Source organism: Bacillus sp. 05T31 (assembly GCF_056396725.1).
The window spans coordinates 1-5594 of record NZ_JBFTMA010000248.1; the positions used below are offsets into that span (position 1 = coordinate 1).

Sequence of the window (5594 nt, forward strand, 5' to 3'; positions counted from 1 at the left end):
CCCTCTGTATATTAAAGAGGGAGTATCAATGAAGTATGGGTTATGCTTTTTCATTTAGATATATAAGGCCACTTAATCTTGTATACGGTATTTACTTTTTCATGTAACACATCCTATATTTGTAGCTATTTGCTCTAAAGCATTAAGCGACATATGTCGTTGCACCTCTTTAGAAAACAATTCTAGTTCATCGAAAATCGATAAGTTTATATTAAAAACGCCATCCTTTCTTATGTATCTACAGAAAGAATAGCGTGTTTTTTATTTTAGGGGGTGTTTTGTTAGCTTAATAGCAAATGATTACAACCGGCTATTTCTCCCAAAGTTCGATCAATCGACCTTCAGGATCTTTAATCCAAATAAACTTTCCAAATTCACTAATCTCTTCTTTCTTTTCAAGAGGTACACCAATTTGTTCAAGATGCTGAATAGTCTCGTTTAGATTATGTACTTGGAAATTTAACATCACTTGTTGTTCTGTTGGAAAATAACTGTCATTTTCGGTAAAGAAAGAAAAGATAGTCTCAGTTCCTAATTCGGGTTTAATTACAGTCCCATTCCAATTTTCGATTTCAATCTTCAACACTTCACTGTACCATTTTTTTATAACATCAAGATTCTTAGTTCTCCAAAATATTCCTCCGAAACCTTTTATCATCGCATTTAACTCCTGTCTATTTTAAAATTTTTAATGTGACGTAGTATAAATTTAATATATCAAAACAAAACAGGAATAGTAAGGAGAATCAGCAACTTATGAACAGTAAAAAATCATAATTGCTGGTGTAGCATTTACTACATTAACGATACCGACATCATCCTTCTAATAGTATGGGGAAAATAGGGGAACTGTTCCTGGAAAAATGAATAAAGCAATGATAAAAGACCGCACATGAAGTAAAAGCCATGTGCGGTCTTTTATGTATCGCATAGTATTACGAAGTTTCGCTAATTTTAGTCTCTGTATGAGTGTTAGTAGCAATTCTTTTCTTTACCTTAAAGTGATAGTAGGTGTAGCAAAAGATGATAAATGGTACAGTGCAATAGATTCCTAGTCTTTGACTTGGGATAAAGATAAGACTTATTAATATAATGCCATACAGTCCAAAACCGAGAATTGGGACAAGAGGATAAAGTGGAGTTCTGAATTTTAAGTTTTCTAATTTTCCACCTTTGGCTAAATAATGTTTACGGAAAAAGAATTGAGAAGCACAAATTGACATCCAAACAATAATTGTAATGACTCCAGAAATTGAAATCAGCCATAAGTAAACCGTTTCAGCAGCTACAACGCTTGTCAAAAGAGAAAAAGCAGAAATAGCTATCGTCAAGATTAAAGCGTTTAGAGGTATCCCTCGTGATGATAATTTCTTTAAAAAGGCTGGAGCCATATCATTTTTTGATAATGACCAAAGCATTCGAGTTGCAGCGTATAGTCCTGAGTTTGCGACAGAAAGAACAGCAGTAAGAATAACAAAGTTCATAATATCAGCTGCATATGGAATACCTATATTATCAAATACAGCAACAAACGGACTTTTTGTTAATCCTGCCTCTTCCCAAGGAATTAAGGCCACGAGAACAAAGATTGCTAAGACGAAGAAAAACATCGTGCGCCATATTATATTTCTAATAGAGCGAGGTAAAGTCTTTCCTGGATCTTTACTTTCACCTGCTGCGATTCCAACAAGTTCTGTACCTTGGAAGGAATAATTGACTGTAACCATTGTTAATAAGATAGCGGCAAGTCCATTTGGGAATAAACCACCATGATTTACGAAATTTGAAAGAAGCGGGGCTGGTTCGTTTCCTTTTAAATCAATAAAGCCGAACATAGCGGCGCCGCCAAGAATAATGAAAGCAATAATGGCAGATACTTTAATACTTGAAAACCAAAATTCTGTTTCTGCATAACTACGAGCGGATAATGCGTTAATAGTGAATATTGTAACACCAAATATTAAACACCAAACCCAGACAGGAATATCAGGAAACCATCGCTGCATTGTAATACCGGCAGTTGTAAATTCAAGACCAGTCGTATTTGCCCAGCTTAGCCAATACAACCATCCGATGGTAAACCCAGTTGCGGGATTGATGAACTTAGTGGCATATTCCTGGAAGGAACCTGAAACTGGCATTGCTACAGCAAGCTCACCAAGACATAGCATAACGAGATACATTAATAATCCACCGGCCATAAAGGCAAGTACGGATCCACCAGGTCCAGCTTGACTTATTATAAAACCAGATCCGTTAAATAACCCCGTTCCAATCACACCACCGAGCGCAATCATGAATAAATGTCTACTTTTCATCGTGCGCTTTAATTCATTGTTTGTATTGTTTACTTGCGTCATTGTTTTCCTCACTTTCATAATTGGTAGTATGAAATTTGATGTTTTTCCGTATTATGGAATGTATTCCGTGATGTGAAATCTTGTTATAATTTTCAGATAATTAAGAAGAAAAGTCAACAGTTTTTTGTTTGCGTTTTCAACTTGCTGTTAGTGTTATATCTCTATTTTTAGAAAATTAAATAAATTAATTGATTTCAGTTTAAATTTTTGATAAATTGATAGTTAATTAGGCTAAACATACTACAAGTAAAGTTGAGGCGAGTTATGGTACAGTCCATTGATCGAGCGATAGGTATTATTAAGTTACTGAATTCTACAAATGAAAAAGAGTATTGGGCTATTTCTGATATAGCTGATAGAACACATCTCCCGGTTAGTACAGTACATAGGTTACTGAATTCTCTAATGGAGCATGGATTAGTTACGCAAATTCCAGAAACAAAACAGTACAAGATTGGACCAATGTGGATGGAAATAGGATTACGTCAATTGGAGAAGGTAGACTACAGATCTGTTGCAAGAGAAGTGATGAAGCGTTTGGCCTCTGAAGTTGAAGAAAGTGTTTATTTGAACATTCCAAATGAAACACATTCTATTATCATTGAAAGAATTGATAGCCCTTTAAAAATTCGAGTTATCGATAACTTAGGAGAACAGATTCCACTTTCGATTGGAGCCGCAAATAAAACGATGCTTGCCAATATGAACACGAATGAAATGGAATACATTGTAGAAGATTTACTTTCTTCTTTACCAGAACAAAAGCAAATTCTTTTTGATCAAATAAAGCAAATAAGAAATGAAGGATATGCTGTGAGTTATGGTGAAAAAACAGAAGGGACAGCTTCAGTAGCTGCACCTATTATCGGATTTAATCATAAAGTAGTAGGAGCATTAAGTGTTGGGTTAATTAGTCATCGCATTAATGATGATCGACTATCTTTTCTTATTAGTAAGGTAAAACAAGCAGCTCATGAAATATCAATAAAAATCGGCAGTACATCAGAATTATAATTTTGATAGCTGTCGTCATTTTTTATTCATATATTGGAATTGATTTTCATAATGCGGAAAAATAGGGGGATTTATATGTCAAAGTGGCAATCTAAAGAACAATTGGTGCAATTATTAAGCGGTCTTGTTGAAATTCCTAGTATTACAGGTTCAGAAGCTGAAGTTATATTGCCAGACTTTGTTGTAGAACAATTATCTGATTTACCGTATTTCAAACAAAATTCGCATCATTTGCAAAAAAATCCGACGGGGGATGGACGATATTTTGTTACAGCCCTAGTAAAGAAAAGTGATAGTACGAAAAATACTGTAATTCTTGTTAGTCACTTTGATGTTGTAGATGTACAGGATTATGGAGTGTGGAAAGAAGATGCATTTAACCCTAAAAAATTAACATCTATGTTTTATTCTCATAAAGATGAGCTACCAGATCATGTACGTGAAGATATAGAACAAGGAAATTGGCTCTTTGGTAGAGGAACAATGGATATGAAATGTGGTCTAACTTTACAAATGGCGATGGTTGAGCAAGCTTGTGAAGGAAGATTTGATGGGAATGTTCTTTTATTGGCTGTTCCAGATGAAGAAGTGAACTCTGTAGGGATGAGGGCTGCTGTTCCAAGATTATTAGACTTAGCAAAAGAACATGACTTAGAGTATAAAACGGTCCTAAATTCAGAGCCTATGTTTTCAAGACATCCTGGTGACCAAAATAAGTATATTTATACTGGTTCTATTGGTAAAGTGTTACCTGGTTTCCTTTGCTATGGAAAAGAGACACATGTAGGCGAACCTTTTGCAGGGTTAAATGGGAGTTATATGGCTTCATTAATAACAGCAGAATTAGAGTTGAATACGGACCTTTGTGATATTGTAGATGGTGAAGCGAGTCCACCACCAACTAACTTGCTTCAAAGAGACTTAAAGGAGGATTATTCTGTACAAATTCCTCATCGTGCTGTCACATTATTTAACTTGTTTTTACTAGAAAAAACGATGACAGATGTAGTTTCGTTGTTACGTCAAAAGGTAACGAAAGTAGCAGAGAAAATCGAAGAATCGTATGAGGAGCGAGCGTATCATTTTTCTAAGTATAATCCGTTCATACCGCCTAATCTTAAAGTAAATGTATTAACATATGAAGAGCTTATCACTTATGCAATTGAACAACATGGACAAGAAAAATTAGATGAAAATCAATCTAATATTATAAAAAATAGAGAAGATAAAGATGATCGTGCGGTAACCATTGATTTAGTAGACAAATTAGCGATTCTGTGTAAAGAAAAGGCTCCGATGATTGTACTTTTCTTTGCGCCGCCGTACTATCCAGCTGTGAGTTCACGCAATAATCCTTTCATTAAAGAGGTAGTTGTAGAAATGGAAAAGTATGCCCACTATAATCATAGCATTACATTTGAAAATCAAAATTATTTTGGAGGAATTTCAGATTTGAGCTATGTGGGCTTGCAGTACCCATTRGATTCAATGRGTTCYCTTGTAGACAATATGCCATTATGGGATAAAGGTTATTYGATTCCACTTCAGGAATTAGAAGAGTTTGACGTTCCAGTATTAAATATGGGACCGGTAGGAAAAGATGCCCATCAATGGACGGAGCGTCTGGACGTAAATTACGCATTTGAAACACTATTAGATATGTTGCCTATATGTATTGAAAAATTACTTGTTTCTAATAAAGTTACACAGTGATAGTGTCTGTATAAGAGAGATAGAAAAAAGGAGGCCGTCCCAAAAGGTATTTTGGGACGGTTTCTCTAATTAATAAGTAGGTTATTATTGTCTTATTTTGTAGTTAAGTCGATATTCCTTGTCGAATCGTTGGTAAAATTCGAGTTGTGATCGATATATTAGAAAAATCGCCAATAAAATTTTATTTACCATCATGCGACATGAAAAAAGAGCTACTCTCATCAATTTTGGGACAGGCTCTATTTATTTTTGAAATATGATTTCATTTTACCTTGTTGGCGATGGGGTAGCACCACACATCCATCAACTTAAGGTATATTTTTATACAAGATGTGGTCTTTTCACGTAGTCTTTTATTATCTTTTATAGATATCATAAAAGTAGGCACATCAAATAAACCCTGACGGGTTTCAAATTTTTTGCTATGCTACCTGATGAGCAGAAGTGGTATACTCATACACAACACCTAAAATATCAAAGACTGTTTTTTTCTCATATCTGTGAGAT

The 5594-nt window shown here is 34.7% G+C and carries 4 protein-coding genes; 2 read left to right on the top strand and 2 right to left on the bottom strand.

The genetic code is table 11. The features are described 5' to 3' along the window. Positions 1–310 precede the first annotated feature (310 nt). Entirely contained in the window at positions 311–658 is a 348-nt protein-coding gene (locus AC1DJR_RS15800) for a VOC family protein (RefSeq protein ID WP_105587276.1), read from the bottom strand. A gap of 277 nt (positions 659–935) precedes the next feature. Beyond that, positions 936–2360: an amino acid permease gene (locus tag AC1DJR_RS15805; RefSeq protein ID WP_477002984.1), complete on the bottom strand. Its 1425-nt coding sequence runs from the start codon at positions 2358–2360 to the stop codon at positions 936–938. Between the two features lie 264 nt (positions 2361–2624). On the opposite strand from AC1DJR_RS15805, the gene AC1DJR_RS15810 reads away from it, so the two are divergent. Continuing rightward, complete coding sequence (locus tag AC1DJR_RS15810; RefSeq protein WP_429687733.1) at positions 2625–3374, top strand: IclR family transcriptional regulator; 750 nt, start codon at positions 2625–2627, stop codon at positions 3372–3374. 75 nt (positions 3375–3449) lie between these two features. Further along, complete coding sequence (locus AC1DJR_RS15815) at positions 3450–5087, top strand: M20/M25/M40 family metallo-hydrolase (RefSeq protein ID WP_477002983.1); 1638 nt, start codon at positions 3450–3452, stop codon at positions 5085–5087. Positions 5088–5594: the final 507 nt, after the last annotated feature.

What these genes read in the sequence shown, in the direction of transcription:
- AC1DJR_RS15800 (WP_105587276.1), bottom strand. Translation starts at nt 658, where the DNA reads ATGATAAAAGGTTTCGGAGGAATATTTTGGAGAACTAAGAATCTTGAT.
- AC1DJR_RS15805 (WP_477002984.1), bottom strand. Translation starts at nt 2,360, where the DNA reads ATGACGCAAGTAAACAATACAAACAATGAATTAAAGCGCACGATGAAA.
- AC1DJR_RS15810 (WP_429687733.1), top strand. Translation starts at nt 2,625, where the DNA reads ATGGTACAGTCCATTGATCGAGCGATAGGTATTATTAAGTTACTGAAT.